Source organism: Paenibacillus forsythiae T98 (assembly GCF_000520735.1).
Classification (GTDB): Bacteria; Bacillota; Bacilli; order Paenibacillales; family Paenibacillaceae; genus Paenibacillus_AQ; species Paenibacillus_AQ forsythiae.
This window is the reverse complement of the sequence record NZ_ASSC01000216.1, coordinates 1-404: the sequence shown is the minus strand read 5'-3', so window position 1 is coordinate 404 and position 404 is coordinate 1. Positions and strand designations below refer to the sequence as shown.

Below are 404 nucleotides of genomic sequence, written 5' to 3'. Positions count from 1 at the left end.
GCCTGCACCTGCGGCAGGCTGCGGCACAGCGCGGTGAGCTGCGCAGCACCGCCGCCAGGGAAAGGGCCGCCCGCGCCAAGCGGGGCGGCGTGGCTTACGCCGTCCGCTCCTGCCAGGACGGCGTTTCCGGCGCCGCGCTTCGCCGCGTCGCCGTACACCTCCACCGCCCGTTTCACGTATACGGGCGGCTTCGGGCGCTCGCCGGCGAGCAGTAGCGCCGCACGGCGGCGGATGCTGTTCAGCTCGCGCATCGGCACAATGACGCCGCCTTCCAGCTCGGCGTCCAGATGCTCAAGCTGGAAGACGGTCCCGCCAAGGCGTCCGAATTGCTCTTCCAGCAGCGCGGCGTCCATCGGGCGCTTGTTCGCCGTCTCCAGCGCAAGCCCCGAATCGACGCGGACGGT

The 404-nt window shown here is 71.8% G+C and carries 1 protein-coding gene; it reads right to left on the bottom strand.

All coding sequences use genetic code 11. The features are described 5' to 3' along the window. Nucleotides 1–404, bottom strand: a 404-nt coding sequence (locus L692_RS28065; RefSeq protein WP_036722589.1) for a DUF3656 domain-containing protein, incomplete at both ends; no start/stop codon positions are given.